This is a genomic window from Treponema sp. R80B11-R83G3 (genome assembly GCF_054786115.1).
The window spans coordinates 1-463 of the sequence record NZ_BDHF01000487.1; the positions used below are offsets into that span (position 1 = coordinate 1).

Consider the following 463-nt stretch of genomic DNA (forward strand, 5'->3'; position numbering starts at 1 on the left):
AAATACCGGAATGAGCAAACTGCTGATTATAAGAATTTGCACAATTTATGCAGAGCGAACAAAGTAATGCTGCTAACCGCAACGCCTTTTAACAACCGTCCTTCTGATATTTACTCTATGGTTAAGTTATTTCAAATCCCCGTAAAATCGACGCTAAAAAATGTTGATAACCTTGGATTCCGTTTTCAGGAACTTATAATTCGTTATAATGAACTCAGGAAAAAACAGCGCAATAAAGATATTGACGAACACAGTCTAAAACTTGAAATAGAAGCAATAGCGGCAAATATACGCAAAATCATTTCGCCTTTGGTTATCCGCCGTTCACGTTTGGACTTAATGAAAATTACTGCGTATAAAAATGATCTGGAGAAACAAAAAATGGGGTTTGCTGAAACTGGAGATCCTCAAGCCCTTGAATACGATCTGGGTGAAATAAAAGATTTGTATCTTTCCACTTTAC

General features: G+C 36.3%; 1 pseudogene. It reads left to right on the top strand.

The annotated features are described in order from the left end of the window. Positions 1-463: pseudogene (locus ACYVRH_RS14600) on the top strand (helicase); the annotation flags it as partial.